This is a genomic window from Neorhizobium sp. CSC1952, from assembly GCF_030378245.1.
Lineage (GTDB): Bacteria > Pseudomonadota > Alphaproteobacteria > Rhizobiales > Rhizobiaceae > Neorhizobium > Neorhizobium oryzae_A.
Genome location: NZ_CP128416.1, coordinates 1,609,487 through 1,634,293, shown reverse-complemented (window position 1 = coordinate 1,634,293; position 24,807 = coordinate 1,609,487). Strand labels below are relative to the sequence as shown.

General features: G+C 60.9%; 25 protein-coding genes. 14 read left to right on the top strand and 11 right to left on the bottom strand.

Annotated features, from left to right (window positions below):
* Positions 1-31 precede the first annotated feature (31 nt).
* Complete coding sequence (locus QTA58_RS08305; protein ID WP_289672408.1) at positions 32-820, bottom strand: IclR family transcriptional regulator; 789 nt, start codon at positions 818-820, stop codon at positions 32-34.
* A gap of 346 nt (positions 821-1,166) precedes the next feature.
* On the opposite strand from QTA58_RS08305, the gene QTA58_RS08300 reads away from it, so the two are divergent.
* On the top strand, positions 1,167-1,907 hold the full coding sequence (locus tag QTA58_RS08300) for a ribonuclease activity regulator RraA (protein ID WP_289672407.1): 741 nt from the start codon (positions 1,167-1,169) through the stop codon (positions 1,905-1,907).
* An 11-nt stretch (positions 1,908-1,918) separates the two neighbouring features.
* Positions 1,919-2,815 carry an SMP-30/gluconolactonase/LRE family protein gene (locus QTA58_RS08295; protein WP_289672406.1) on the top strand — a complete coding sequence of 299 codons (897 nt, stop codon included), beginning with the start codon at positions 1,919-1,921 and terminating at the stop codon, positions 2,813-2,815.
* Positions 2,816-2,893: 78 nt separating this feature from the next.
* Here the strand turns inward: QTA58_RS08295 and QTA58_RS08290 are convergent, their stop codons facing one another.
* The 3 genes from QTA58_RS08290 to QTA58_RS08280 form a co-directional block, all read right to left on the bottom strand.
* The gene (locus QTA58_RS08290) at positions 2,894-3,874 is read right to left on the bottom strand and encodes an aldo/keto reductase (RefSeq protein ID WP_085421745.1); all 981 of its coding nucleotides are present in this window, start codon (positions 3,872-3,874) and stop codon (positions 2,894-2,896) included.
* Positions 3,875-3,889: 15 nt separating this feature from the next.
* On the bottom strand, positions 3,890-4,306 hold the full coding sequence (gene gloA / locus QTA58_RS08285; protein ID WP_289672405.1) for a lactoylglutathione lyase: 417 nt from the start codon (positions 4,304-4,306) through the stop codon (positions 3,890-3,892).
* A 77-nt stretch (positions 4,307-4,383) separates the two neighbouring features.
* Positions 4,384-4,551 (bottom strand): hypothetical protein, encoded by a 168-nt coding sequence (locus QTA58_RS08280; protein WP_289673361.1) that lies wholly within the window; start codon positions 4,549-4,551, stop codon positions 4,384-4,386.
* Between QTA58_RS08280 and QTA58_RS08275 the strand changes: the two genes are divergently transcribed.
* Positions 4,481-5,263: an SDR family NAD(P)-dependent oxidoreductase gene (locus tag QTA58_RS08275; RefSeq protein ID WP_289672404.1), complete on the top strand. Its 783-nt coding sequence runs from the start codon at positions 4,481-4,483 to the stop codon at positions 5,261-5,263. The two genes, QTA58_RS08280 and QTA58_RS08275, sit on opposite strands and share 71 nt — an antisense overlap.
* Before the next feature lie 38 nt (positions 5,264-5,301).
* On the opposite strand, the gene ugpC (QTA58_RS08270) is transcribed toward QTA58_RS08275, so the two are convergent.
* From ugpC (QTA58_RS08270) to QTA58_RS08250, 5 genes are all read right to left on the bottom strand, one after another.
* Positions 5,302-6,390 carry a sn-glycerol-3-phosphate ABC transporter ATP-binding protein UgpC gene (ugpC, locus tag QTA58_RS08270; protein WP_289672403.1) on the bottom strand — a complete coding sequence of 363 codons (1,089 nt, stop codon included), beginning with the start codon at positions 6,388-6,390 and terminating at the stop codon, positions 5,302-5,304.
* A 6-nt stretch (positions 6,391-6,396) separates the two neighbouring features.
* Entirely contained in the window at positions 6,397-7,278 is an 882-nt protein-coding gene (locus tag QTA58_RS08265) for a carbohydrate ABC transporter permease (RefSeq protein WP_289673066.1), read from the bottom strand.
* 40 nt (positions 7,279-7,318) lie between these two features.
* Positions 7,319-8,200 (bottom strand): sugar ABC transporter permease, encoded by an 882-nt coding sequence (locus QTA58_RS08260; RefSeq protein WP_289672402.1) that lies wholly within the window; start codon positions 8,198-8,200, stop codon positions 7,319-7,321.
* Positions 8,201-8,271: 71 nt separating this feature from the next.
* A complete protein-coding gene (locus QTA58_RS08255) occupies positions 8,272-9,513 on the bottom strand; it encodes an ABC transporter substrate-binding protein (protein WP_289672401.1) in 1,242 nt (413 codons plus the stop codon).
* A gap of 390 nt (positions 9,514-9,903) precedes the next feature.
* Positions 9,904-10,932: a LacI family DNA-binding transcriptional regulator gene (locus QTA58_RS08250; RefSeq protein WP_289672400.1), complete on the bottom strand. Its 1,029-nt coding sequence runs from the start codon at positions 10,930-10,932 to the stop codon at positions 9,904-9,906.
* 182 nt (positions 10,933-11,114) lie between these two features.
* On the opposite strand from QTA58_RS08250, the gene QTA58_RS08245 reads away from it, so the two are divergent.
* The 11 genes from QTA58_RS08245 to QTA58_RS08195 all read left to right on the top strand — a co-directional run bounded on the left by QTA58_RS08245 (position 11,115) and on the right by QTA58_RS08195 (position 22,355).
* Positions 11,115-11,528: a Rieske (2Fe-2S) protein gene (locus QTA58_RS08245; protein ID WP_289672399.1), complete on the top strand. Its 414-nt coding sequence runs from the start codon at positions 11,115-11,117 to the stop codon at positions 11,526-11,528.
* A gap of 34 nt (positions 11,529-11,562) precedes the next feature.
* On the top strand, positions 11,563-12,627 hold the full coding sequence (locus tag QTA58_RS08240; protein WP_289672398.1) for an amidohydrolase family protein: 1,065 nt from the start codon (positions 11,563-11,565) through the stop codon (positions 12,625-12,627).
* Positions 12,624-13,736, top strand: a complete 1,113-nt coding sequence (locus QTA58_RS08235) for an amidohydrolase family protein (RefSeq protein WP_289672397.1) — start codon at positions 12,624-12,626, stop codon at positions 13,734-13,736. The genes QTA58_RS08240 and QTA58_RS08235 overlap by 4 nt, the downstream gene beginning before the upstream one ends.
* 13 nt (positions 13,737-13,749) lie before the next feature.
* Positions 13,750-14,748: a dihydroxyacetone kinase subunit DhaK gene (locus QTA58_RS08230; protein ID WP_085421756.1), complete on the top strand. Its 999-nt coding sequence runs from the start codon at positions 13,750-13,752 to the stop codon at positions 14,746-14,748.
* On the top strand, positions 14,748-15,380 hold the full coding sequence (locus tag QTA58_RS08225; RefSeq protein WP_085421757.1) for a dihydroxyacetone kinase subunit L: 633 nt from the start codon (positions 14,748-14,750) through the stop codon (positions 15,378-15,380). Before QTA58_RS08230 ends, QTA58_RS08225 begins: the two co-directional genes overlap by 1 nt.
* Before the next feature lie 225 nt (positions 15,381-15,605).
* Positions 15,606-16,553: a sugar ABC transporter permease gene (locus QTA58_RS08220; protein WP_289672396.1), complete on the top strand. Its 948-nt coding sequence runs from the start codon at positions 15,606-15,608 to the stop codon at positions 16,551-16,553.
* The gene (locus QTA58_RS08215) at positions 16,553-17,398 is read left to right on the top strand and encodes a carbohydrate ABC transporter permease (protein ID WP_289672395.1); all 846 of its coding nucleotides are present in this window, start codon (positions 16,553-16,555) and stop codon (positions 17,396-17,398) included. Before QTA58_RS08220 ends, QTA58_RS08215 begins: the two co-directional genes overlap by 1 nt.
* Positions 17,399-17,430: 32 nt before the next feature.
* Positions 17,431-18,777, top strand: a complete 1,347-nt coding sequence (locus QTA58_RS08210) for an ABC transporter substrate-binding protein (RefSeq protein WP_289672394.1) — start codon at positions 17,431-17,433, stop codon at positions 18,775-18,777.
* A gap of 56 nt (positions 18,778-18,833) precedes the next feature.
* Complete coding sequence (gene ugpC / locus QTA58_RS08205; RefSeq protein WP_289672393.1) at positions 18,834-19,910, top strand: sn-glycerol-3-phosphate ABC transporter ATP-binding protein UgpC; 1,077 nt, start codon at positions 18,834-18,836, stop codon at positions 19,908-19,910.
* Between the two features lie 62 nt (positions 19,911-19,972).
* Positions 19,973-21,331: a mandelate racemase/muconate lactonizing enzyme family protein gene (locus QTA58_RS08200; protein WP_289672392.1), complete on the top strand. Its 1,359-nt coding sequence runs from the start codon at positions 19,973-19,975 to the stop codon at positions 21,329-21,331.
* A 352-nt stretch (positions 21,332-21,683) separates the two neighbouring features.
* On the top strand, positions 21,684-22,355 hold the full coding sequence (locus QTA58_RS08195; protein ID WP_289672391.1) for a response regulator transcription factor: 672 nt from the start codon (positions 21,684-21,686) through the stop codon (positions 22,353-22,355).
* Positions 22,356-22,399: 44 nt separating this feature from the next.
* Here QTA58_RS08195 and QTA58_RS08190 read toward each other — a convergent pair whose 3' ends face one another.
* Together QTA58_RS08190 and QTA58_RS08185 are read right to left on the bottom strand one after the other, a co-directional pair.
* Positions 22,400-23,080: a response regulator transcription factor gene (locus QTA58_RS08190; protein ID WP_289672390.1), complete on the bottom strand. Its 681-nt coding sequence runs from the start codon at positions 23,078-23,080 to the stop codon at positions 22,400-22,402.
* On the bottom strand, positions 23,049-24,512 hold the full coding sequence (locus QTA58_RS08185) for an ATP-binding protein (RefSeq protein WP_289672389.1): 1,464 nt from the start codon (positions 24,510-24,512) through the stop codon (positions 23,049-23,051). Before QTA58_RS08185 ends, QTA58_RS08190 begins: the two co-directional genes overlap by 32 nt.
* Positions 24,513-24,807 lie beyond the last annotated feature (295 nt).

Genomic DNA, 24,807 nt, shown 5'->3' with positions numbered 1-24,807 from the left:
GTCCTCCCGCTGAGCCGGTTCGGCGGCTCGATCAAATATCCGGAATACGGCTGGAAATTTCGGCCGCCGCGTCGATCACCATGTCGCGCAGCCTGTCGCGCTCGTCGTTTTCCTTGTCGGCGGCCAGATAGGGAATGCTCAGCGCCGCGATGACACGTCCCGACGGGGTGGTGACCGGTGCCGCGACCGCCCAGACGCTGCCGCCATGCTCCCCGCGGTCGCTTGCCCATCCCTGCCTGCGGATGCGGTTGAGTTCGGTCGAAAGCTTGGCGGCGTCGGTAATGGTGCGCGGCGTATACTTCTTCAGCGGGGTCGCCAGGAATTTGCTGATGATTTCCGGCTCCATATGGGCAAGCAGCATCTTGCTGGCGGCGCCGGCATGGAGCGGGAAGGACTGACCGATCGCCGGATTGAGAGCATATTGTCCCTGCCCGGCGAAGGATGCGACCACGACAACGGCCTGATTGTCGAGCACCGAGAGCTTGTTAGCCTCGCCGCTTGTTTCCGCGAGCTTCTTCATGACGGGCTGGGCGACCGCCACCAGATCGAAAGCTGCCTCGGAACGCACCTTGGAGGCGAGGCTGAGCAGCCGCGGGCCTAACACATAGGTGCCATCGAGCCGCCGCTGGACCATGTTATGGGCATGCAGCGTGTTCAGAATGCGGTAGACCGTGCTGCGGGGCACCGAGAGCTGTTCTGAAAGATCGCGGATGGTTTCGCCGGCCGGCTGGAGTTCAAGGGAAGACAGAATCTCCATCATCCTCTCCAATACCGGGACACCGTTCTTGTCCTTGTCGTCTTGGCTGCTCTCGTCGCTCATCAGATATCCCTGGTCATCATTCAGTTTCGAATGAAGCAAATTCCCATTTGGAGCAATATCCGATTTTTTCATCGACGACACCATTCCCTCATTGACACCGGCTTTGTCAACATTCATTCTGAAATGAATAGTATCAGTTTAAATATGAACTGACATGAGTTGGTGGGAGCCGACCTCTTGGGAGGGATGACATTGAAATAGCTCGAATGAGGCCCCGTTCCGCCGCGCTCGGCGATTCGTCAGGAGGATGGCGGGTGCCGTTGCGGCTCGGAATTTTCGACCACCTGAACCCCTTTTCATGCGGCTCCCCCGAGGGAGCGGCGAGGACGAAAACACAGGAAATACCATGATCGAGACACAGGACATCAAACGACCGCCGCGCGAATGGATCGAGGCGATCAAGAAGATCGGCGCTGCAACGTCATCGAGCCAGCTCAGCAAGATGGGCATCCGCAATACGCATATCTACGGGCCGGTTTCCCGCCGGGAGGGGACCGTTATGTGCGGTCCGGCACTGACGCTGCAGTTCGTGCCGAAGCGCGAGGATCTTCAGGACGCGGACGAATATGCCCAGCCGGAAAAGCAGCTTCACAGACACGTCCTCTACCACACTCAGCCGGGTGATGTCGTGGTCGTGGACGCCCGCGGCGACATGAAGAGCGGCATCTTCGGCGAGATGATGCTCACCTATTTCAAGGGAAAGGGGGGCGCCGGGGTGGTGATCGACGGGTGTCTGCGCGATTATCCGAATGCCAAGCATCTCGACATTGGAATGTGGATCCGTGGATTGACCCCTAACTTCCACACTCAGACGGATCTAATGCCCTGGGGCGTCAATGTGCCGATCTCCTGTGGCGGCGTATTCGTCATGCCGGGAGACATAATCGTCGCAGATGACGATGGCGCCGTGGTCGTGCCGGTTGGCCATGCCGAGGAGCTTATAAGGCGTGCTTCGACCCATCACGAATGGGAGGAGTTTTCCAAGGAGAAGCTTCTCGCGGGCGGCGAACTCAAGCGCTACTACCCGCTGCATGACGATGCGCGGCCCGAATACGAGGAATGGCTACGGAACAAGGCCGCGAAGTGAGGCCTCTGCCCATGGAAAAAGCCACGCTAAATGACAAGGCATTCGGTCTCGTTTGTGACAGCCGCTCTCAACTCGGTGAAAGCCCGGTTTGGAGCGAGGCCGAACAGGTGCTCTATTTCGTCGATATCCGTGGTCCGTCGATCAATCGTTTCGATCCTGCGACCGGCGAACTCCAGCGCTTCATGCAGTCTGAAGAGATCGGCTGCATCGGCCTGGTCCGCGGCGGTGGTTTCGTCGCCGGCCTGAGGTCCGGTATCTGGCGGCTCGATCGGGAAGGCAGGCCGATCGCAAAGCTTGCGGACAATCCCGAAGGCATCGAATTCAGTCGCTTCAACGACGGCCGGGTCGGCCCGGACGGCCGCTTTTATGCGGGGACGGTCGACGAATCCCGTCAGAACAAGGCGAAACTCTACCGCTACGACCGAGATGGCCTCGTGCCGTTGATCAATGGGTTGATGACGTCGAACGGCCTGGCATTTTCGCCGGACGGCAAGACGCTCTATCACGTGGATTCGCCGGTTTCGAAGGTCACGGCCCGCGATTTCGACAGGACGAACGGCACGGTTTCCGGGGAGCGGGTAGTGATCGACATCCCGGACAATCCGGCGGCAAGGCCCGACGGGGCCTCGATCGACGTCGAAGGGTGCTATTGGGTGGCGATCTTCGGTGCCTCCGTCGTCCGGCGTTTCTCGCCGGAGGGCAAGCTGATGGCCGAATATCCCGTGCCGGTGAAATGCCCGACCATGCCGGCCTTCGGCGGTCCGGATATGCGCACGCTGTTCGTCACGACGGCAGGAAGCCGCAGGCCTCCGGAAGAGATGGCGCAGTTCCCGACATCCGGCAGCCTCTTTGCCATGCGAGCGCCGGTCGCGGGGGTGCCGGCCCCGCTCTTTGACGAAGATATATGACAAGCCGGCCTAAGGGCCGGTTTTCAGTATTCTCCGGGTGTAAAAAGGGCCGGCCACTTTGGGTGGCCGGCCTTCTTCTCATTCGAAACCCATGATCTTATGGGGTACGTAGTGCTCCGTAAGCTCCTTGATGTCTTCCGGCGTCAGCTTGATCGAAACCGCCTCGACGGCGTCGACGATCTGGCTTTCGCGGCTGACGCCCACGATCGGTGCGGCAACGGTCGGGTTGGAGAGCAGCCAGGCGATGGCGATCCGGGCACGCGGAACGCCGTGGCGCTTGGCAACATTGGCAACCGCATTGATGACCCTCGCATCGGCCTCCTCTGTATCGCCATAAAGGACAGGCCGCAGGATATCGGTGCCTTTGCGGACAGATTCATGGCCTTCCTCGCGGGCGAGAAGACCACGGGCGAGCGGGCTCCATGGAATGAGGCCGACGCCTTCCGCAGCGCAGAGCGGCACCATTTCCCGCTCTTCCTCGCGGTTGAGCAGGTTGTAGTGGTTCTGCATCGAGATGAAGCGCGCCCAGCCTTTCCGGTCCGAGAGGTAGAGCGACTTGGCGAACTTCCAGGCATGCATGGAAGAGGCGCCGATATAACGAACCTTGCCGATTTTGATGAGATCGGTGAGGGCCTCGAGCGTCTCCTCGATCGGCGTCACCGGATCCCAGCGATGGATCTGGTAGAGATCCACGTAATCGGTGCCGAGACGGCGCAGACTGTGATCGATCTCCTGCATGATCGCCTTGCGCGACAGGCCCTTGGCATTCGGACCTTCGCGGAGCGGCGAATTGATCTTGGTCGCGAGCACGATCTCGTCGCGCTTGGCGAAGTCCTTAAGCGCCCGGCCGACAATTTCCTCGCTCGAACCGTTCGAATAGATATTTGCCGTGTCGAAGAAGTTGACGCCGAGCTCGATCGCTTTCTTGATCAGGGGGCGGCTGTCTTCTTCGGCAAGCGTCCATTTGGGGTTGCCGCGATCGGGTTCACCGAAGGTCATGCATCCGAGGCAGATGCGCGAGACCTCAAGCCCCGATTTGCCGAGTTTGGTATATTCCATCGTCAAAACTCCGAGTTACTTGCTTTCCTGGATGAGCTCGATGCGGTAGCCGTCTGGATCGTCGACGAAGGCGATGACCGTGGTGCCGAACTTGACCGGACCGGGCTCGCGGACGATCTTGACACCCTCTTTGCGCATCGCTTCGCAGGCCCCGTAGATATCCGGCACGCCGACGGCGAGATGGCCGAAGCCGGTGCCCTTTTCATAGGTTTCCACGCCGTAGTTGTAGGTAAGCTCGATCATGGGATCGGTTTTCTCGGCGCCATAGCCGATGAAGACGTTGGTGTACTTGCCTTCCGGCACGTCGATCGTGCGGATGACATCCATGCCGAAGTGCTTCGAGTAGAAGTCTATCGAACGCTGTAGGTCCCCGACCCGGATCATCGTGTGCATGATCCGCGGGGGCCTGGCAGTTTGGGCGGCTGTCGCCATGGTCTATCTCCTTCTGGGTTGTGCAGCCGCTGCGAGGCAGTGGCCTTTTGGAAAGAAAATCTTTCGAAAACAAAAACTTATTCTGGAAAACGAACAGAATGTTTTGTAAAAACATCTGCATGTTGCGAAAAGGAATAACAGATTTTTTCGCTCAATCCGGATGGAGGATCGGCTATGGATTTGCTGGGGAAGGTAGCGTTGGTGACGGGGGCGGGATCCGGCATCGGAAAGGCGTCGGCGGTCATGCTGGCGTCCCGTGGCGCCAAGGTCGCAGTCCTCAGCAGGACGGAGGGCGAGATACGCAAGACGAAAGAGGAGATCGAGGCGGCCGGTGGCAAAGCGCTGGCGCTCACCGCCGATGTCAGCCTCGAAGGCGACATGAAGGTCGCGATCGATACTATGGTTTCGGCCTGGGGAAAGCTCGACATCGTGGTTGCCAATGCCGGCATCAACGGGGTCTGGGCGCCGATCGATGACCTGCAGCCACATGAATGGGACAAGACGATCTCCGTCAACCTGCGCGGCACCTACCTTACGATTCACTACGCCGTGCCGCATCTGAAAGCATCCGGAGGCGGATCGGTCGTGGTGGTTTCCTCGATCAATGGCACGCGTACGTTCACGACCGCGGGGGCGACTGCCTATGCCGCCACCAAGGCGGCGCAGCTTGCCATGGTGCAACAGCTTGCCCTGGAACTCGGCAAGTCCCGTATCCGAATCAATGCGGTCTGCCCCGGCCTGATCGCCACGAACATTCCGGACAGCACGATCAAGCGGAACCAGGATGCGGCGCGCATTCCGGTCGTCTGGCCGGAAGGCGACATCCCGATTACCGGCGGCAAGGCCGGCACGAGCGAAGACGTCGCCGAAATCGTGACCTTCCTGGCATCCGATCGCTCCCGTCACATCACCGGTTCGCCGGTCTGGATCGACGGAGGCCAGAGCCTGCTGAGGTGATGGCGGCCGCGCATGCCGGAGATTATGGGGGAGGTTCTTCACAATCTGTCCCCCGCCTCGTCGAACAGCGATGCCTGAGCCATGTTCACGTAAATATCGGTCTTCGCACCGATGACCGGCGTCTGGTCCGAAGAAATCCTCACTGAGAAGCTTTCGCCGGCAAGCGTGCCCCAGAGAAGCGTATCCGGCCCCATGGGCTCTTCGATAGTGAAAACGGCCTCCAATCGGTCCGGATGCTGGTGTTCGGAGGGGCGTAACAGAGCTTGTTCCGGACGAATTCCGAGCGTCGCCGGTTGCCCGTCGGCGAATGGTCGCGAAAACACGTAGCCTGTCAGGTTCACTTCGCTGCCATCCCGGAGGCGGAAGCATGTGGCGTTTTCTCTCCGGACCAGGGTGCCGGGCAGGAAATTCATCTGCGGCGAGCCGACGAAACCGGCGACGAAGCGGTTGATCGGCCGTTGGTAGATTTCCTTGGGCGTCGCAAGTTGCTGGATGACGCCCTTGTGCATGACCGCGACGCGGTCGGCGAGCGTCAGTGCCTCGACCTGATCGTGGGTGACGAAGATCATCGTCGAGCCGAGGCTCTTGTGCAGCCGTTTGATCTCGACACGCAACTCGGTGCGCAGCTTGGCATCAAGATTGGAAAGCGGCTCGTCGAAGAGCAGCACTTTCGCGTTACGGACCAACGCACGTCCGATAGCGACGCGCTGGCGCTGGCCGCCTGAGAGCTGTGCCGGCTGGCGTTGCAGCAAGTGTTCGAGCTGGAGAATGCGCGCCGCTTCCAAAACGCGCCGGGCGATCTCGGCCTTCGGCATTCCGGACATCTTCAGCCCGAAGGAGAGGTTTCCTTCCACCGTCAGGCGCGGATAGAGCGCGTACGACTGAAACACCATGCCGATGCCGCGTTCATGCGGTTCGGCCCAGGTGACGTTTCGGCCGTCGATCCAGATCTGTCCCTCGGTGATGTCGAGAAGCCCCGCAATCGCATTGAGCAAGGTGGATTTGCCGCAGCCGGAAGGGCCGAGCAGCACGATGAACTCGCCTTCCTGCACTTCGAGGTCGAGCGTTTCGAGCACGTTCAGAGCGCCGAAGGAGATTTGCAGATTCCGGATGGAAACGCTGGACATGAATGCTTACCCTTTGACCGCGCCTGCCGCGATGCCGCGCACGAACCAGCGACCCGAGATGAAATAGACGACGAGCGGAACGGCGGCGGTCATGATGGTGGCCGCCATGTTGACGTTGTAGGCGATCTCGCCTTCCGTCGGCGCCACGAGGTTGGTGAGTTGCACCGTCATCGGGCGGTTGGCGAGACCGCCGAAGGTGAGCCCCATGATGAAGTCATTCCAGATGCCAGTGACCTGCAGGATGAGGGCGACGACCAGCATCGGGATCGACATCGGCAGCATCAACCGGAAGAAGATCGAGAAGAACCGTCCGCCATCGACACGCGCCGCCTTGAAAAGGTCGACCGGTATGCCGGCATAATAATTGCGGAAGAGCAGCGTCATCACCGGCAGGCCGAAGATGACATGCGTCAGCACCAGCGCGTAGATCGTGCTGAACAGGCCGGTCGCCGAATAGATGCGAACCAGCGGATAGATGAAGACCTGATAGGGCAGGAAAGCTCCCAGCAATAATGCGGCGAACAGCAGGTTCGCACCGCGCACGCGCCAGAAGGAGAGGGCGTAACCGGTCAGAGCGCCGACGAAGATCGAGCAGATGACGGATGGGACGAGGATTTTCACCGAATTCCAGAAGCCCGGGCTGATGCCGCGGCAATCGAGGCCGGTGCAGGCGCTGGACCAGGCCTTGACCCAGGGTTCGAATGTCACAGTCGTCGGCAAGGCGAAAATACCGCCGAGGCGTATCTCCTCCATGGGCTTGATGGACGTGACGACCATCACATAGAGCGGCAGCAGGAAGAACAGTGCCGAGATGAAGAGAAAGGCATAGATGCCGATGCGGGCGGTGCTCAGGCTCTTCGGAGCCGGGCCGCTCGGACCTTCTCCCATCGGAACGCTGTGTATCCTGGTCTCAGGAGCGGTCATCGGCCTAGTCCTTGCGCTTCTCGGCGCGGAAATATTCCGCGTAGAGCCAAGGGGTCAGGACGCAGAGCACGGTGATCAGCAGGGTCGTGGCGGCCGCCGTCGCAAGGCCGATATTCTGGCGCTGGAACAGGTAATCCATGACGAATTTGGCCGGAACGTCGGATGAGAAGCCGGGGCCGCCGCCGGTCAACACCAGAACCAGGTCATAGAGCTTGACGACACCGAGCGAGAGAAGAACCGTCGCGCTGATGAAGCTCGGCCGCAGGATCGGCACGACGATGTGCCAGTAGAAACGCCAGGGCTTGATGCCATCGATGCGCGAGGCTTTCCATAGATCGGGATCGATCCCGCGAAGGCCGGCCAGCATGATTGCCATGACGAGGCCCGCCGCGTGCCAGACGCCGGCGAGTACGACACAATAGATCGCCGTCTCCTTCTGGATGATCCAGTCGAAACGGAAACTTTCGAAACCCCAGCCTCGTACGGTCTGCTCGATGCCGAGCGTCGGGTTCAGGATCCATTGCCACACGAGGCCGGTGACGATGAAGCTGATGGCATAGGGGTAGAGGATGACGGTGCGCAGGGCTCCTTCGGCGCGGATGCGCTGGTCGAGCGCGACGGCAAGCAGGAAACCGAGGACCAGCGAAATGCCGATCATCAGCACGCCGAAGATCACCATGTTCTGGATCGAGGTCAGCCACCGCTCGGTGCCGAAGAGGCGGATGTATTGGTTGAAGCCGGCGAAACGGGCGACGGGCAGCATGCGGGAATCGGTGAAGGATATGCCGACCGTCCAGACGATCGTGCCGATATAGGCGAACACGACGATCAGGATCGCCGGCGTGAGACCGGCATAAACGCTCCAGCGGATGGGACGCTGCTTCATCGAAATTTCCTGGGGTATTGTCTACGAAAAAAGAGCGGCAGTCGCCTGCCGCCCCGGGGGCTGAGAGGTCGTCATTCCTGGAATTCGGAAAGCACCGCCGCATATTTGGCGGCGAACTGATCCGGAGTCTCGGAGGGTGTCGCCCAATATTCGACCACGACATCGGCGAGCGAATTCAGCATATCGGCGCCGGCCAGCCAGTCGGGACCGGCGAGCTGCTTGCTGGGATCCTTGATCACTTCAAGGCCGATCTTCGAGCAGGCATCGAGGCCGGACGTGTCGACGTCGTTGCGGACGGGCATCGAGCCCTTGAGATTGTTGAACTTCACCTGCACGTCCCTGTCCAGCATGACCTTCGCCATCAAAGCCTGTGCCTTGGCTGCGCTTTCCGACCTGCCTTTCGGCATGATGAAAACGTTGGAATCCATCAGGAAGTTCTGCTGGCCGAGGCCGAGCACACAGCCATAATCCTTGCCGGCCACCCAGCCGGCGGCGGTGAACTCGCCCTTTTCCCAGTCGCCCATGATGTGCATCGCGGCCTTGCCGGTGATCAGCATGGATGCGGCCTCGTTGAACGAGCGGTTGGGAGTGCCCGGGTCCGTATAGTCGCGGATCTTCGCATAGGTCTCGGCGACGCGTTTGAATTCCGGCGTCTTGGTGGCGTCGGGATCCTTGTCGCGGAAGACGGCGAGGTAGAGATCGCGCCCGCCGGCACCGGCCAGCACGCCGTTGAAAAGCTGATGCTGCTGCCAGGGCTGAGCGCCGAAAGCGAGCGCAATGATGCCACCGGCCTTGAACTTGTCGGCTGCTGCGAAGAACTCTTCCCAGGTCTTCGGTTCCTGCACTTGGAATTTGTCGAAGAGCGCCTTGTTGTACCAGAGCCAGTTCGGCGTCTGCAGGTTCACCGGCACGGCATAGATATGCCCGTCGCGACTCACTGCTTCCAGCACGTCCGCGGGAAGCGATTTTTTCCAGTTGTCGGCGGTGGCGACGTCATCGAGATTGTTGAGCAGGCCCTGGTCGGCCAATTCGCCGAATTGCTTGCCGGCATTCATCATCATGACGGTCGGCGGGTTGCCGCCGACGATGCGGTTGATGCCGGTCGGCTTGGCGACGTCGCCGTTGACGATCGCGTTGTCGACCCATTCGCCACCGGCGGCGTTGAACGCATCGGCGAAAACCTTCACGGCCTTCGACTGTGCTTCCGTGGTCCACCAGTGCAGGACCTCCGCTTTTTCTGCGCCGAAGGCGGGCTGAGCCAGAGCGAAGGCCAGCCCGGTTGCGCCTAACAATGCACGATATTTCTGCAGCATTACGATCTCCTCCCGATTGCCATGCGGGCACGCAGCCTCCGCAGCGCGCCGGCCTCGATGAATCCCCTTGTGGATAAGGTCTTCCTCCTCCTCATCCCCGCAATCAGCATAGGCGCCATTTGCGCTTTAAGTCAACATTTACCGCAATATTATTGCGCCAAAGCGCGTCTGATCGTTAGGTAGCGTTCTCTTTGGCCATCGTCGCCCTGCAACTCCGAATCTCTTGAGGCGCCAAACTCACCCTCAAAATCGTTCCTGTTCAAATATGAACCTTATTAATTCTAAATAGAATTGCAGTGCGATCGTCAAATGTCAAGCCGCAGAGATGTACGACCAGGCGAACATGACTGGGGTGATCGGATAAACGGGTGCTCGGGCGATAGGCTCGGGTCAGCCTGCGATCGCGAGAACGCGCGGCAGCCAGTCGGTCTTGCCGGCCTCTGCGGCGGATTCGCGCTCGATGATCTCGGAAACCAGTGCAAGGCGTACCGGCGGCCGGTTTCGCGCTTCTGTGCTTGCCAGCCTCTCCGCGATGCAGCGAACCATGGCGGCGCCCATTTCCACCTGAGGCGTCCGAACCGTTGTCAGGCGCGGCGACATATGCATGGCGGAGGCGAAATCGTTGAAGCCCACGACCGAAATGTCTTCCGGGACGCGAATCCCGAGACGCAGAAGTTCGGATATCACCGCAATGGCGATGCCGTCATGCGCACAAAAGAGAGCCGTTGGCTCCTTCCCGGAGCGTAGATAGCGGAAAAAGGCGCTGCGGAAGCCTTCCGATTCGTCAAAGACGATATCGTCCACATGGGTGTCGTCAGCCGTCGAGGCGCCGTCGCGAAAGCCGCGGAAGCGTTCGGCGCGGCCCATCGGTGTTGCACTGCCGTGCACGAAGGCCATGTTGCGGTGACCGAGTTCTAGCAGCATCTGGGCGACGCCGTAACCGGATTCCCAGTCCGCGCCGACCACTTGGTCGATCCTTTCCATCGGGCTGGCATAGCTGGCGCAAACGACCGGCAAGCCGGTCCGGGCGGCAAGCGTGGACCATTCGGACGGCCGCGGCACGGCCAGGATGATCCCTACCACGGAGGATTCCAGCTGGGTGGTTTCGTTCAAGTGGCGCGCCTGGCGGGGAAGGATCGCAAACCCGAGCCTTTCGCCTTCCTGCTCCGCGCCGTGCATGATGTTCAACCAGAGTTCGCTGCTGACGGGATCGATTTCTTGACGGATGAACAGGATGTGCCCAATCGTGTAATTCACATCCTGGTTGACACGATAACCCATCGAATGGGCTGCCCGGATGACACGGTTTCGCGTCGCTTCTCCCACGCCCGGCTTGCCGGAAAGAGCGCGCGACACGGAGAATTTGGAAAGGCCGAGATTGTCGGCAAGATCCTGAATTGTTACGCGATTGGAGGCCATAGGCGAGCTCGTTCCTGTTCGATTTTGTTGTGCCGCAGGAGAGGCTCAACGTCAAGTCGCACGCTAAATTACAAAACAATATTGCGCATAATGTTTTTCAATGTTAGCTTCCGTCCCTAACAACGCCGAGGAAGTTGTGGCGCCGGGGAGGAGTAGTCCGGCGATCGTTGGGATGAAATATCGTGGGAAAGCATATCGTCGCCGCTCTGGCGGAAATCCCGCCGGGATCGCAGAAGCTCGTCCATGTGCAGGGCCGGGCAATCGCAGTCTTCAACGTCAACGGCGAGCTGTTCGGCATATCCGATACCTGCCCGCATCAGGGCGGCAGCCTCGCCACCGGTGCGACGGTCGGGCTGACGACCTCGGAGAAGCCGGGGAAATTCTGCCATTCGCGGCCGGGCGAGTTCGTCCGTTGCCCCTGGCATAGCTGGGAGTTCGACCTGCGCACCGGCCAGTCCTGGTGCGACCCCCGGAAATTCCGGACGAGGCCTTACGATCTCAGCGTCGAGCCTGGCGAGGCGCTGGTCGCAGGCCCCTATGTCGCCGAAACCTTCGGCATCTCGGTCGAGGACCAGTACATCGTCGTGGAGCTCTAGCCGCCACGCAAGTCCGGAATGAGGAGGTTCCGTCTTGTCGATTTCGAATGCCATCGATTGCGATATCCATCCTGGCATGCCGACCATCAAGGTTTTGCTGCCCTATATGAGCGACTATTGGCGCGAATCCTTCACTGCCCGCGGCCAGGATAATTTCCAGCCGGCGAGCTACCTGCCGAATGCGCCGATCGCCTGCCGGCCGGATTGGCGCGATGGCGACGCCATTCCCGGCAGCAATTTCGACCTCCTGCAGAAGCACGCCCTCGATGGCTTCGGCTCCCGGTTGGCGATCTGCAACGTGCTTTATGGCGGTTCGTTTTCGATCAGCGAGACGATGGGAGCCGCGATCTGTTCGGCGGTCAACGACTGGGTGAAGGCGGAATGGTTGGCCCGCGATCCGCGGCTGCGCGCTTCGATCGTCGTCCCGACCCAGAACCCCCAGCTTGCCGTCGAGGAGATCGAACGGCTCGCCGACGATCGCCGCTTCGTCCAGATACTGATGCCGGTGGCGCTCGACATGATGCTCGGCAAGCAGCATTACTGGCCAATCTTCGAGGCGGCGGTCCGCCACAGCCTGCCGATCGGCCTGCATGCGGGCAGCCTCTATCGTTATGCGCCGACCACGAACGGCTGGCCGAGCCACTACCTGCAGGACTATGTCAGCAACAACCATGCTTTCGAAAGCCAGCTTCTGAGCCTCATCGCGCAGGGTGTCTTCGTCAAATTTCCCGACCTCAGGATCGTCCTGATCGAAAGCGGAGTGACCTGGCTGCCGGGCTTTCTGTGGCGCGCGCGCAAGACCTGGCGGGCCGTGCGGCCGGAAGTGCCGTGGGTCGACGAGTCGCCGATCGACATCGTCCGCCGGCACGTGCGTCTGACTGCGCAGCCGATCGATGCTCCCTCCGATCCGGCTGTTCTCGAACGGGTGCTGAACCAGATCGGCTCGGACGACATGCTGCTCTTCGCCTCCGACTATCCGCATTGGCAGTTCGATGGAGAAAGCGTGCTTCCCGATGGCGTGCCTGCCCGGCTCATCGAAAAGATGGTGAACGACAATCCGCTTGCCACCTATCCGCGGCTGAGAGAGACGATCCAATGAATGTGCCAGATCAAGTCCTGGAGCGATCGGCGGAAACCGCCGCCAAACTCCAGCTCGTCGATTGCGATATCCACCCGTCGCTGAAGCACAGGCAAGCGCTGCATCCCTATCTCGAAAAGCGCTGGCGGGATCATCTCGATACCTACGGAAGCCTGGCGCACTGCGTCTATGCGGGCCGCGGTGGCCCCTATCCGCGCTTCACGCCTGAGACCGCGCGCCGCGATGCCTGGCCGCCGAACGGCAATCCGCCGGGATCCGACCTCGAATTCATGAAGGTCCAGCATCTCGACGCACATGATATCCGGTTCGGTATTCTGGAGCCGATCGTCGGCGCCAACAACGCCCGCAACACGGACCTTTCGGCGGCGCTTTGCACGGCCACCAACGATTGGCAGGTGGACGAGTTCACCTCGAAGGACAAGCGGCTGAAGGCGTCGATCCATATCGGGGCCGAGGATGCGGAACTTGCCGTCGAGGAGATCGAGCGCCGCGCCGGCGACAGGAATTTCGCCCAGATCCAGCTCGGCTCGCGGTCGGTCGAACCGATCGGCCGCAAGCGATACTGGCCGATCTTCGAAGCTGCGCAACGCAACGACATGCCGATCGGCTTCCACGTCGGTGGGCCATCCCCCTATGCCCCGTCGCCGAGCGGCTGGCCCGACTATTACATCGAGGATCATCACGTGCTCACCCACAGCGCCCATGCGCAGGTGGCGAGTATGATCCTGGAAGGCGTGTTCGAGCTCTTTCCCAAAGTTCGCGTGGTGATGATCGAGGCCGGATTTGCCTGGGTGCCACCGCTTGCCTGGCGGCTCGACAATCACTGGCGGAAGATGCGCAGCGAAACACCACTCTGTAAAAGGCCGCCCTCGGAATATCTCAAGCAGAATGTCTGGTTCACCACCCAGCCGGCCGAAGAGCCGGAGCATCGCGAAGACCTGCGTCTGCTTTTCGAACTCATCGGTTTCGATCGCATGATGTTCGCGACCGACTATCCGCATTGGGATTTCGATGACCCGCAGCGGGCGCTCGCCATGCCGATGAGCGATGCCGAACGGCGCATGCTCTTTCACGACAATGCCATGAATTTCTATGCCAATCTCGACTGAAAGACCTGTTTTCATGAAGAAGCTGATCAATGATCCCGCCCGTTACGTCGATGAGTCGCTCGATGGCTTGACGCTTGCCTTCCCGTCGCTCGTTCGCGACGGGGCTGCCGGCCGGGTCGTCCGTCGTGCTGAAGGCATGACGGAAGGCAAGGTCGGCATTGCTTCGGGTGGCGGCTTTGGCCATCTGCCGCTCTTTACCGGCTATGTCGGCAGGGGACTGATCGATACCTGTGCGATCGGCAACGTCTTCGAGGGGCCGAATATCGATAGCTGCATCGATGCGATCCGGCTCGCAGATGGCGGGCGCGGGGTGCTTAGGCTTTACGGCAATTACGGCGGCGACCGGATGAATTTCGACATGGCCGGCGAAGTGCTGGAGGATGAGGGCATCCGCTGCACGACCGTGCTTGGCACAGACGACATTGCCAGCGGCGGACCGGGCGAGATCGGCAGGCGCCGCGGTGTTGCCGGACTGATCTATGCCTATAAGACTGCCGGTGCTGCCGCCGAAGCGGGTGCCGACTTGGAGGAAGTGACGCGCATCGCGGCAAAGGCTGTCGCCGCAACCCGAACGATCGGCGTCGGCCTTGCGCCCTGTCGCTTGCCCTCGGCCGCCAAGCCGAGCTTCGAGCTCGCCGAAGACGAAATCGAAATGGGCATAGGCATCCATGGCGAACCAGGCATATGGCGCGACAGGCTCCGGCCTGCCGATGCGATCGCGGACGAGATGGTCGACCGGCTGCTGGCCGACCTGCCTGCCCAATCCGGTGGCGAAGCCTCGGTTCTGGTTAACGGCCTCGGTGCGACGCCTCTGGAGGAGCTTTTCATCCTTTACCGGCGCATTAGAAGCCGCTTCGATCAGGCCGGGCTCACGATCGCTCATCCTTTGGTCGGCAATTACGTGACTTCGATGGAAATGCAGGGCGCGTCCGTCAGCCTCTTCCATCTGGACGAGGAGTTGAAGGCCCTGCTGCGTGCGCCGGCCGAATGCGCGTTCTGGAGGGTCGATTGATGGAACTGACCGTCTTTCAGATCGCCGTGGGCGTTCGTCGCGCTGCCGATGCCATGGATCGTCTTGAGCAGGAACTCAACGCTGCAGATGCGAAGCTCGGGGACGGTGATACCGGTTCCATGCTCGCCCGCGTCATCGCCGCCATGGCGGCGGCCGAACCACAGGCGGCGGCGTCTGTCAGCGATGCCTTCGGCAGGCTGGCGCGGGCCGGCATGTCGGCAACGGGTTCGAGCCTGGGTACGCTTTTCGCCAGTGCCCTGCTTTCACTATCGAAGCAGACGAAAGGGCGGGAGATCCAATGGAGCGACCTTTCCGACCTCATTGCCGTAGCGCGTGATGGAATGATGGCGCGCGGCGGGGCGAAACTGGGCGACAAGACTGTGCTCGATGCTCTCGATGCCGTCGTGGTTGCGATCGCCGGCCGGACGGATGCGGGAAGCGTTGGGGCTACGGCCTGTGAGGCGCTTGATAGGACTCTGGTGGAATTCCGGGACAGGCCTTGCCGGATGGGACGGGCCAAATTCTTCGCCGGGAAAAGCGTCGGTCTTGACGATCCCGGCATGCTGGCATGCGCCTCGCTGGCAAAAGTATTGGCAAGTGAGGGCGCCGGCGCACATTACCTAACAACCTAACAAGCCGTGAGAAGACGGACGTATCAGCTTTCAAAGTTGGCTTTCGTACCTCTGGCAGGGAGGTTTTGGAGGATTCTCCTGTCATGCAAAGCAAGTTACATAACAAAAATCAAATTATCACTTGCTTTTTGTTATGTTTTGATTTGAGTAGGGAAGCGAGCCGTTAGGTTGACGTAAGGCGGCGCCGGGTCTGGAGGGACCTGCCGCGCGAGGAGGAAAGAGAGAATGGTGGCCCAGCAGTTCGAGCCGGCGGGCAGCTATGCCGGTATTATTGACGAGGATGTCACGTCAGAGCGCCGCAATGCATGGATCAAATTCCAGGACCGCATCTTCGTACCGCTGACGATCGTACCCACGATCGTCGCAAGTCTTCTCGTCTTCGGCATTCCGCTGGCGTTTTCACTGCTTCTGAGCTTCCAGGGCTGGACGATCGACAGCGGGTTGTTTGCCGGCAGGTTCGTCGGTTTCGCCAACTATCAGGACCTCTTCACCGATCCGCTGTTCCGCTCGAGTCTTGCGCTCACGATCGGCTACACGATCGCGACGGTAACGAGCGAGTTGCTGCTTGGGCTCGGCATTGCGCTCCTCCTGAACAGTCGTGTGCCTTTCGTGCGCATCTTCCGTACTGCGCTCATCATTCCGATGATGATCACGCCGATCGTTGCGGCGCTCACTTGGAAACTGTTGCTTGATCCGAGCTATGGTCTCGTCAACGCCATTCTCGGCACCAGGACGGTCTGGCTCGGCGACCCCGATCTCGCGCTCATTGCGGTCGGCGTCGTCAATATCTGGCAGAACACGCCGTTCGTCGCGATCCTGCTCCTTGCCGGGCTGCAATCGCTGCCGGCCGAACCGGTCGAAGCGGCGGCAGTCGACGGCGCGAATTCCTGGCAGACCTTTCGCCACGTCACGCTGCCGCTGCTGATGCCCTATGTGGTCGTCGCAGTTCTGCTCCGCACGATTTTCGAATTCCGCTCGTTCGAGAACATCTGGGTGATGACGGGTGGAGGCCCGGCGAACGCCACCAAGCTGCTCTCCGTCTACACATTCGAGGCGTCGTTCCTGTCCTTTGACTTGACGCTCGCGGCCGCCTCGTCCTGGGTCATGCTCTTCATCGTACTGATCTTCTGCGTGTTTTTCATCCTCGCCACCAAGCGGAAGGAGATACAGTGATGTCCGGTTTTGCCCGCGGCAGGCGCCGCAAGTTCATCCGTTACGTTCTGACCTATGCGGGACTGATCAGCCTTTTCCTGGTTTTCGTCTTCCCGCTTCTGTGGATCGTCGGCATCTCGCTCAAGACCCGCGAGCAGATCTTCACAAACCCGCCGGTCTTCTTCTGGATACCGACCTTCGAGAACTATGCGCAGGTGCTGACGCAATCGGATTTCCTGGCGTCCTTCGGCAATTCGCTGGTCGTCACGACGGCCTCGGTAACGCTCTCCCTGCTCATCGGCATCCCGGCATCCTACACGTTCGCGCGCTTCCGCTTTCCCGGGCAGGGCGTTGCGATGATCACTCTGCTGATCATGCGCATGCTGCCGCCGGTCGCGATCCTTCTGCCGCTCTTCGTGCTCTTCAAGGCGGTCGGCCTGTCGAACACCCGCCTTTCGGTCATCATCGCTTACACGACCTTCAGCTTGCCGCTGATCGTTTGGGTGATGAAGGACTATTTCGCCAACCTGCCGAAGGAGCTGGAGGAAGCCGCCTATATCGACGGCGCCTCGCGCATGCTCGCCTTCCGAAAGATCGTGCTGCCGCTTGCCCGGCCGGGCATCGTGACCGCCGCGATCCTGTCGCTGCTGCTTGCCTGGAACGACTTCATCTTCGCGGCGATCCTCACGAACAATGCGACGCGCACCTCGCCGGTGCTGCTCGCAAGCTATGCCGGCGGGGAGACCGGCACCAACTGGGGAGCGATCACCGCTTCGGGCGTGCTCGTCGTCATCCCCGTCATCATCTTCTCGCTGATCGTCCAGAAGCACCTGGTGCAGGGGCTGTCGTCGGGAACGGTGAAGTGAACGCGAATGCATCAACGGAGGAGGAAATGGGAATGGAGAAGAACAAGGGAATTCCGGGCGGACCATCGATCAGCCGCCGCAATATGATGATCGGTTCAGCCGCGACGATCGCCGGCGCCGGCCTGATGAGCTCGACGCTCTTCACCCCGGCGCTTGCCCAGAGCAAACCGGCCAAGCTGACCGTCCTCGGCGACAGCGCGCCGTGGAAGGGCACGATCATCGAAGATGCCATTCCGGCTTTCACCAAGGAAACCGGCATCGAGGTCGAATATATCCAGTTGCCGAACGAACCGCTGATCACCCGCGCCCGCGCGGAACTGACGAGCGGCAGCACGACGAGCTTCGACGTGATGCAGATGGGCGCGTCGATGATCGGCTGGATGCATCCCTACATGGAGGACGTCAACGAGTTGCTGAAGAAGGCCGGCGGCAAATACGCGGCCGATTTCGGCATGAACGAGTTCTCGCAAGCCTCGCTCGATCTCGCCAGCATCGATGGCGTCCTGCGCGGTGTCCCGTACCGCAGCACCACCTATATCCTGCACTATCAGCCGGCTCTTTTGGAAGCGGTCGGCATAAAGGCGCCGCCGACGACCTTCGCCGAATATCTCGACGCAGCGCAGAAGCTCACCGAGGCCGGCAAGCCGAACCGCTTCGGCGTCGGCTATTGCGCCCGCCAGGGCGGCGCGATCGTCGATCACTTCGGCCCCTATCTCCTGTCGGCGGGTGGCGGTTTCTACGACAGCAAGACCAAGGACATCTGGATCAACAACGAAAAGTCGCTCGCAGGTCTGGAATTCTATGCAAGCCTGCTCAACAAATACAATGTCGTGCCGCAGGACGCCCTGACCTGGGAATGGGACGAAATCATCGCCAATGGCCAGAACGACCGCTATGCCATGGCGATCACGCTCAATGCTTCCGCAACCCCCATCAATCGTTCCGACAAGTCCAAGACCAAGGGCAAGTGGAAATGGGCGATGGTGCCGGGCCGTGAAAGCGCCGCCGACAGCCGCTCCTCACTTGGCGGCTGGAGCTTTGCGGTTCCGTCCAAAGGCGCCAACACCGGCTGGGCCTTCGAATTCGTGCAGTTCATCACCAGTCGTGAATGGGCGAAACGTTCGATGGAAAAGGGCAATGCCTCGGCGCGCCTCTCCGTCCTCACGGATCCCGAGGTCGTCAACACTTACGGCTTTACCGGCGTTATGGCCGACCAGCTCAAGACTGCGATCGCCAATCCCCGCGACGCCTATTGGGGTGCCGTCGAAGCCCAGCTTCGCGCGGGCCTCTCCAAGACACTGCTCGGCCAGGCTTCCCCGAAGGATGCGATGGACGAGGTCGCGACCGGCTGGGAGCGCACCATGCGCCGCGCCGGCTGATGAAACCTGCCGGGCGGACAACCGCCCGGCACATCCGATCAAGACAGGAGAAAGCCATGGCTTCCGTTCAGATGACTGGTGTCAAGAAGACCTTCGGAGCGCTGGACGTCATTCACAGCCTCGATCTGAAGATCGAGGATGGCGCCTTCGTCGCGCTGGTCGGCCCATCCGGGTGCGGAAAGTCGACGCTGTTGCGGATGATCGCCGGACTGGAGGAAACTACGGCCGGGGAAATCTCGATCGGCAGCAAGGTGGTCAACGACCTGACGCCGCGCGAACGCAATATCGCGATGGTCTTTCAGAACTATGCGCTCTATCCGCACATGACGGTCGCCGAGAACATGGGCTTCAACCTGAAGCTTGCAAAGAAGCCGCAAGCGGAGATCGATGCCCGCGTCAATGAGGCGGCTCGCATGCTCGGCCTGACCCCGCTGCTCGGTCGGCGGCCTTCCCAGCTTTCCGGCGGCCAGCGCCAACGCGTCGCAATGGGGCGCGCCGTCGTGCGCAAGCCCCAAGTCTTCCTGTTCGACGAACCCTTGTCCAATCTCGACGCGAAGCTGCGCGTGCAGATGCGTTCCGAAATCAAGGCCTTGCACCAGAAGGTGGGGACGACCTCGATCTATGTTACCCATGACCAGATCGAGGCCATGACGCTCGCCGATCATATCGTCGTCATGCATGGCGGTCGCATCGAGCAGCAGGGGCATCCGCTGGAACTCTATCGCAAACCCGCCAATCTTTTCGTCGCGGGTTTCATCGGCACGCCGGCCATGAACTTCGTGGATGCGGTCGGCGGCGGCGACGATCGCGGCCCGCTCGCGAAATTGCCGAGCGGAGAGGCTATCCGCGTCGATGGCATACGTCTGGAAGAGGGCAGACCCGTGACGCTCGGCTTCCGTCCGGAACATCTTACCGCACATGGCAGCGGCACCCGGCTTGCGGGGCCGGCGCGCTTCGTAGAGCCGACCGGAGCCCTCACCCATGTGACGTTCGATCTCGGCGGGCGCGATATCGTCGCCGTCGTCGACGGGGAACGCCAGGTCCTGACCGGCGAGGCTTTTGAGGCCTCGGTCGCGCCGGAACTCGTGCATGTCTTCGACCGCCAGTCGGGTGCCCGATTGAACGCGGCCTGAAGCCGCGGCGCTTTTTCAGAAGCCGGGTTCCCAAGACTGGCTTTCAAACCAGGAGAATGAGAGTGAACAAACCCATCGACGCGACGGCAGCCCTGGAGGCTGTGGAAAACACCGTCCGGGCGCATTCCCGTCCGTCCGACATCCGCATCACCGACATGCGCATCGCGGTGGTGACGGGGATCTGCTACTATCCGATCATCCGGATCGACACCAATCAGGGCGTCTACGGTCTCGGCGAAGTCCGCGACGGTGGACACCCGGAGAGTGCGCTCCGGCTCAAGCATTTCCTCCTCGGGCAAAACCCCTGCAATGTCGACATGATCTTCAATGCGCTGCGGCTCTATGGCGGCGACGGCCGCGAGGGAGGCGGCATTTCGGGCATCGAGATCGCGCTATGGGATCTTGTCGGCAAGATCTACGGCGTACCCTGCCACCAGTTCTTCGGTGGCAAGTATCGCGACCGGGTCCGCATCTATGGCGATACGCCCGCGCCTGAAAAGCTGACGCCTGAAGCCTATGCAAAGGCAGTCCGGGCACGGGCCGATATGGGGCTCACCTTCATCAAGTTCGACCTGCCGCCCCGGCTCTTCGAAACCACGGAAGGCGCACTCGTCGGTTCCGCCACAAAATACGAATACGATCTCGGACGAAGCACCCGCGCGCCTGGTTCCGGCCGCGGCGCCAAGATTTCCGAAAAGGGCATCGAAACGGCCGTCGAGATCGTGCGTGCTGTCCGCGCCGAGGTCGGCAGTGAGATATCGCTCTGCGTCGATCATTTCGGCGAAGGTTATGTCACCGCCGACGAGGCGATCCGTATCGGCAAGGCGCTGGAGCCTTTCAACCTCGCCTGGATCGAGGACCCGGTCATCTGGCACGATATCAAGGGGCACAGGAAGGTAGCCGACGCCCTGCTGACCCCGGTCGCCGGCGGTGAGGACCTCTATCTCGTCGACGGCTTCCGCGAAGCGATCGAAACCCAGGCATTCGACGTTCTGCATCCGGATCTCCTGACGTCCGGCGGCATGCTGGAAACCAAGCGCATCGCCGATTACGGCGCCCGCTATGGTCTCGCGACCGCGCTGCATTCCTGCTGCTCTCCGATCGGCTTCATGGCGAACGTCCATTGCGGGGCGGCGATCAACAGCCTGATGGCTGTGGAGCATCACGGTCTGGACGTTCCCTTCTGGGAGGATCTGGTGACGGGGCTTGCACCCAACTATCTCGACGAAGGTTACGTGAAGGTTCCGGACCTCCCGGGCCTCGGTCTCGATCTCAATCTGGAAGCCGTGAAGGCCAATTTGAGGGAACCGGACACGCTTTTCCTTCCGACTGAAGAATGGAACAAGCGCAAGGCAGGCTTCGAGCGGGTCGAGCCGCCGCGCTATCAGACCCAATTGATGCGGAGCCGCCCCTCGCTATAGGGCACTCGGGGCTTGATCCGAGCCACCGCATGGAACCGAACTCAGAACGCGCTCCGGTCGTGATGCCCTGGCCCGCACTTACCTCTTCAATGACCGGTCCAAGGCGCCCTTTGCCGTCTGTGGAACCCGCATCGGTGCGCGATCTCGTCGCCGGGCATCGGCACGGTGGAACATTCTGGCGGGCAAACCCTGCGGGAATGCGGAAGGTTTTTATGCCGATATGAAATACTTATTTCGCAGAATTCTTCAAAATTACGATACGCCTTAAGTACTAGCCGCTGCCCGATGAAAGGAGTTCTTGCCGCATAATCATGTAATATATTCAGTAAAAACATGGGGAGGGGAATTAGACATGCCGATATCGGTTGCGTTTGTCGACGATCATCCGATCTTACTCGCGGGGCTCGTCAGTCTCTATTCCGGCAAGGACGATCTCCTTGTCTCGGCGCAGGGCGAGAATGCGATAGATGCCTTGAGGATCGCCGAGGAAAATCGTCCCGATGTCCTTGTTCTCGATCTCAACATCCCCGGTGACATCCTGGCGACGATCGAGAAGATCGTGCGCAACTGTTATCCGACGAAAATCATCGCCTTTACGGAAACCGCCAATATCGAGATGGCGATCCGCGTCCTCCACCTCGGCGTCTGCGGCTATGTGCTGAAAGGCAGCACGGCGAGGGATCTGCACGAAGCGATCAGGATCGTTCATGGCGGCAACACCTTCATAACCCCGGGCTTTGCCACAAAAATCATCCTGTCGATGAAGGCGTCCGAACTGCACCGGCGGATGCGGGTGGAGAAACGGTTGAGCGTGCGCGAAGAGCAGATCGTCCGCTATCTGATGATGGGCAAGACGAACCGGGAAATCGCCCAGATGCTCGATATCAGCGAGAAAACCGTCAAGCACTACATGACGGTGCTGATGCAGAAGCTTGACGCGCGCAACCGGCTCGAAGTCGTGCTTGCGGCCCAGAAGCTGGACAATTCTGCGGAATTGGCCCTTGCCGAGGCGCGATTCAACTGACGGCCGCCACACTTACACGCGGCTCGCTCCGGACCGTCGAACATCTAGCGCTGGGCGGAAGCATCCGCGCCACGGCGCTGAGCGAGGCGATGATGCTGCGCGGCCAGCGCTGCTTCGATGCGGTTTTTCACCTTCATCTTCACGAGGATCCGTGAGACGTGGAACTTCACCGTCCTTACCTGTATGCCCATTTCGGCGGCTATTTCCGGGTTGCTTGATCCGCGCCCGAGGAGACGGAATATCTCCCGCTCCCTTGGCGACAGCGTCTGAAGCAGATGTGACGTGTCGCGCTGATGGGATTGCGCCTTGATCGCATTGAAGAGGAGTGCGCCGACTTTGGGGTCGAGATAGGTCTCGCCTCGGCCGATTGCCGTCAGCACGGCGACGAGATCCGGTGCGCCGATCCCCTTCAGTATGTAGCCGGTGGCGCCCGTTTCCAAGGCCTGCAGCACGTCGTCCTCGTCCTCGGAAACGGTCAGCATGACGATCTTGACGGCGGGCCAGCGGCTATGAATCTCGCGGGCCGCGTCAATGCCGCCGCCGGGCATCGATATGTCGAGCAGCGCGATGGAGGGCGAAAAGGCTTCGGCGAGGGCGATAGCCTCGGTTTTCGACGATCCCTCGCCCACGACTTTGATTTCCCCGTTGTGGGCGAGCGTCTGCGCCACGCCCATCCTGAAAAGCGCATGATCGTCAATGATGATGAGCGACGCCGGTTTGTCCAAGACAGGCTCCTTCTCCAAGTTCGAAAACCATCTTCAATCGGGCACCTCGACCCGGCTGGCGCTCGAACGAGAGCCTTCCTCCGAGACTTTCGATCCGTTGCCGCAATCCGTAAATTCCCATTCCGGTATTATTGCCGATATCCGATCCGGTTCCGGCCGGCCTGCCGCTGTCGTGCACGGACACTTCCATGATCCGCGCATCGATACGGCACTGGACCCGCTGACCGTGGCCGCCTGCATGGCGGTAGGCGTTGTTGAGACCCTCTTGTACGAAGCGGTAGAGACAGGTCTTTATCGCCGGCGGCAGATCGATATCGGCGCCGCCCGGTTCGAACGCCACCTGGGAATCGGTGCGCGCCTCGTGCAGTTTGATGGCACGGGCGATGATCGCCTCGGCGCCCAGATGTTCGATTTCCGGAAGCACAAGCGCCTTGGCGATGATGCGTATTTCGGAAAGCGCGCTGTCGAGCGCGTCCTTCAGGGCGGCAAGCGTAATCCTGCGTCGTGCGGCAGTCTTGACGGTGCGAACCTGCTCGATCTGAAGGATGGCGAAGCCCAGCAGCTGCGAAGGGCCGTCATGCAGGTCCGCTCCGATGCTTCGGATGAATTTTTCATTGAGGTCGGCGAGCTCCAGCGAGGCGAGCCGTGCGCGGTTTCGCAGCTCCAGGAGTTCGGCTGACGTGGCCTCGGCTTCCTCCGCGCGCTGTATGAGGTGGCGTTTCTGCAGCTCGATCGTCCTGCTGCCGCGCTGGACGATGCCGAAAAGGCCTGTCATCAAGAAGGCGGAGACGAGGGCCACCGCAGCCCAGCTCATCCATCGCAGCCTGGCGGCCTCGTCCGCCAGCACCGCCTCGTGGATCTCCGCGACGGCTATGATCCGGCCGGACGTATGCTCCCTGAGCGGGCTGTAGATTTCCAGATAGGGGATGCGAAAGTTGCGCGTCGTATGTTCCGGCGCCGTCAGGTCGGCGCGGTAGACGGCCACGTCGCCGGAAAGGGCCTGCATGAGTCCGGGCGGTGGAGGGAATTCCCGGTTTATCAGCTCCTTCGACAGCGAATAGGCGACCTTTCCCTCCGGCCGCCACACTTCCAGATGCGGGAAACGCTGCCGGAACGAGGGGTCGGCAAGAAGCGCGTCCAGCTGCTCGATGGCCTCTGAGGGAAGCGTGTTTTGTATGGCGAGCGCCTGCACGATCGGCTCGGTCATGCTCTGGACGAGGACGGCCGCCGCACCCGCCTTGTTGCGTACGGCGCTGCCGGACGTGATCTCGGATATGAGATAGCCGGCGACCAGGGTCGTGAAAAGGATGAGCATGCCGCTTCCGGCGAGGAATTGCATCGAAAGCGTCTGCGCCCGGAACCAGTCGAGCGGGAGCGATATGTTCCTCGGCCCCGCGGCTGCAGGCATGGCATCAGTCTCGGTATCAGACATTTCGAGCAAGGCTCCTCTCCCCGCCGCCATAGGTCAATGATGACAATATATTAGAGAAAATGAAAGTCCCTCCGGCCCTGGCCGAAGGGCTGAGAAGTTCCTGTCCTCTAGGCCAGTTGGCTGCCTGTCCGCCGGCCATCGCCATCCCGGCCGGTCGGCCGGCGCCAGACTGCGACGAAAATCGAAAACTTCGTCCGACCATCTGCCGTTCACGCGTCGCCGGCTTTGGGTGAGGATGGCATCACGGCGTAAAGCTGCTGGAGAGGGAAACCGTCCAGATCGAAGGGAAATTGGC

Coding starts and splice junctions, on each gene's coding strand:
- QTA58_RS08305 (WP_289672408.1), bottom strand. CDS start 820: ATGAGCGACGAGAGCAGCCAAGACGACAAGGACAAGAACGGTGTCCCG.
- QTA58_RS08295 (WP_289672406.1), top strand. CDS start 1,919: ATGGAAAAAGCCACGCTAAATGACAAGGCATTCGGTCTCGTTTGTGAC.
- QTA58_RS08255 (WP_289672401.1), bottom strand. CDS start 9,513: ATGCTGCAGAAATATCGTGCATTGTTAGGCGCAACCGGGCTGGCCTTC.
- QTA58_RS08235 (WP_289672397.1), top strand. CDS start 12,624: ATGAATGTGCCAGATCAAGTCCTGGAGCGATCGGCGGAAACCGCCGCC.
- QTA58_RS08275 (WP_289672404.1), top strand. CDS start 4,481: ATGGATTTGCTGGGGAAGGTAGCGTTGGTGACGGGGGCGGGATCCGGC.
- QTA58_RS08230 (WP_085421756.1), top strand. CDS start 13,750: ATGAAGAAGCTGATCAATGATCCCGCCCGTTACGTCGATGAGTCGCTC.
- QTA58_RS08215 (WP_289672395.1), top strand. CDS start 16,553: ATGTCCGGTTTTGCCCGCGGCAGGCGCCGCAAGTTCATCCGTTACGTT.
- QTA58_RS08210 (WP_289672394.1), top strand. CDS start 17,431: ATGGAGAAGAACAAGGGAATTCCGGGCGGACCATCGATCAGCCGCCGC.
- QTA58_RS08220 (WP_289672396.1), top strand. CDS start 15,606: ATGGTGGCCCAGCAGTTCGAGCCGGCGGGCAGCTATGCCGGTATTATT.
- QTA58_RS08195 (WP_289672391.1), top strand. CDS start 21,684: ATGCCGATATCGGTTGCGTTTGTCGACGATCATCCGATCTTACTCGCG.
- QTA58_RS08250 (WP_289672400.1), bottom strand. CDS start 10,932: ATGGCCTCCAATCGCGTAACAATTCAGGATCTTGCCGACAATCTCGGC.
- ugpC (WP_289672403.1), bottom strand. CDS start 6,390: ATGTCCAGCGTTTCCATCCGGAATCTGCAAATCTCCTTCGGCGCTCTG.
- QTA58_RS08300 (WP_289672407.1), top strand. CDS start 1,167: ATGATCGAGACACAGGACATCAAACGACCGCCGCGCGAATGGATCGAG.
- QTA58_RS08185 (WP_289672389.1), bottom strand. CDS start 24,512: ATGTCTGATACCGAGACTGATGCCATGCCTGCAGCCGCGGGGCCGAGG.
- ugpC (WP_289672393.1), top strand. CDS start 18,834: ATGGCTTCCGTTCAGATGACTGGTGTCAAGAAGACCTTCGGAGCGCTG.
- gloA (WP_289672405.1), bottom strand. CDS start 4,306: ATGGCGACAGCCGCCCAAACTGCCAGGCCCCCGCGGATCATGCACACG.
- QTA58_RS08260 (WP_289672402.1), bottom strand. CDS start 8,200: ATGAAGCAGCGTCCCATCCGCTGGAGCGTTTATGCCGGTCTCACGCCG.
- QTA58_RS08290 (WP_085421745.1), bottom strand. CDS start 3,874: ATGGAATATACCAAACTCGGCAAATCGGGGCTTGAGGTCTCGCGCATC.
- QTA58_RS08280 (WP_289673361.1), bottom strand. CDS start 4,551: ATGACCGCCGACGCCTTTCCGATGCCGGATCCCGCCCCCGTCACCAAC.
- QTA58_RS08265 (WP_289673066.1), bottom strand. CDS start 7,278: ATGGGAGAAGGTCCGAGCGGCCCGGCTCCGAAGAGCCTGAGCACCGCC.
- QTA58_RS08225 (WP_085421757.1), top strand. CDS start 14,748: ATGGAACTGACCGTCTTTCAGATCGCCGTGGGCGTTCGTCGCGCTGCC.